At 76.8% G+C, this 1,292-nt stretch carries 1 protein-coding gene and 1 pseudogene; both read right to left on the reverse strand.

Features of this window, described 5'->3' with window-relative positions:
- A partial coding sequence (locus G3I42_RS14670) for a right-handed parallel beta-helix repeat-containing protein (RefSeq protein ID WP_239096451.1) occupies positions 1-538 on the reverse strand: 538 nt, incomplete at its 3' end.
- A gap of 25 nt (positions 539-563) precedes the next feature.
- Positions 564-1,292: pseudogene (locus G3I42_RS14675) on the reverse strand (hypothetical protein); the annotation flags it as partial.

Genomic DNA, 1,292 nt, shown 5'->3' on the forward strand with positions numbered 1-1,292 from the left:
TGACGGCGCAGCCGGCCGCGCCGACGACGCGGGTGCCGTCGAGTACGGCGTGGGCCGCGTCGGCGAGGTGCACGCCGTGCCGTCCGGCGGCGTCCACGACGCATTCCCGCAGCAGGGCGCTCGCCGTGGAGCCGAGCCGCAGCCCGTCGCCGCCGGAGGCCCGCAGGGTGCAGCCGTGCAGGGCGAGACGCGCGTCGTGCGCGGCCTCCACCGCGCCCTTGGTGACGGTGCAGCCGTGCAGTGCGGTGCGTCCGGCGCGCAGCAGTACGGCGGGGCCGCCTTTGCCCTCGACATCGAGGTCCCGCAGGACCGGGGCGCCGCCGCCGACGCTGATCACCGGCCCCTGGGCGCTGCTGATACGTACGGTGCCGGGGCCCTTGGCGGCGGTCACCGTCACCTCGCCGTCCAGCACCAGCGCTTCGTGGTAGACGCCGGGTGCCACCAGCACCTCGGTGCCGGTGCCGGCCTCACGGACGGCGGCGGTGATGCTGCGGTAGGTGCCCCAGCCGCGTGCGGCGACCCGCAGCACGCGGCTCATCGCGGACCGCTCCGCGCCGCGCCCTTCACAGCGAGGTCCCCATCGACTGGAGGTGTCCGAAGAGGCCGAAGACGCCGAGCGCCAGCGGCACGGTGAGCACGGAGAGCAGCAGGCCCAGGGTGCTCATCCAGGCGGGCCGCTCGGTCTCCTCGTCATGGGTGTCGCCGAAGATCCGGGAGGTGCCCCGGGCGAGCACGGCGAGCCCGGCCACGATGAGCGCGGCGGGGCCGGTCCACGCGGGGGCCCCGGCCGCCGCGGGGGCGAGGGCCAGGCAGGCGCCCAACCCGACTGTTCCGGCTACCAGTTGGGGCAGTACGGCGCCGAACGCGTTGAGCAGTCCGGCACGCAGCAGCAGCGCCAGACCGGCGGCGGCGCTCAGCGCGAGCGCCCACACCTGGTCGGCGGCGGCCAGCAGCACCAGGGCGGCCACCAGCAGCGCCGCGCACAGCACGGTGAGGCCGATGAGGAGGCGCCGGGCGCCCGCGACGAGCCCGGCGACCTGGCCCTGAGCGGTGTCGCCGCTTTGCTCGCTGTCCACGGCGGTGCCGGAGAGCGCGACCAGGTGGCCGGTCGCGGTGGGCGCGACCGCGAGGACGCCGAGCAGGACGACGACGACCACGGCGGCGCTCTCCAGCAGCCCGGCGCCGGAGAGGGCCAAGGCGGCCGTCACCGGTACCCAGAGCACGGTCAGGGCGAGGACGGCGGTGGTGAGCGGGTGCGGTACGGCGGCCCGCGCGGCGACCGCGCCGAGCAG

The sequence above is a fragment of the Streptomyces sp. SID11385 genome, assembly GCF_010548245.1.
Classification (GTDB): domain Bacteria; phylum Actinomycetota; class Actinomycetes; order Streptomycetales; family Streptomycetaceae; genus Streptomyces.